The organism is Streptomyces sp. NRRL B-24572, from assembly GCF_002156145.1.
Classification (GTDB): Bacteria; Actinomycetota; Actinomycetes; order Streptomycetales; family Streptomycetaceae; genus Streptomyces; species Streptomyces vietnamensis.
Genome location: NZ_MWIG01001229.1, coordinates 1 through 222, shown reverse-complemented (window position 1 = coordinate 222; position 222 = coordinate 1).

Genomic DNA, 222 nt, shown 5'->3' with positions numbered 1-222 from the left:
CCCTCTTCGTGGACGGCGGCTTCTCGGTGCACTGAAGTGCGGCGGTTTCAGCCGCGGTTGATGGTCTCGCAGGTGTTCGTGACCACGTCCAGGGCCGCGACGTCCGCCGTGACGGTGTCGCCGGTGCCGCCCTCGCATTCGACGCGGTCGTAGCCGCCGTTGCGGCTGATGATGGTGTCGTTGCCGGCGAGGCCGCGGAAGGTGGCCTGGGTGGGACGCTGT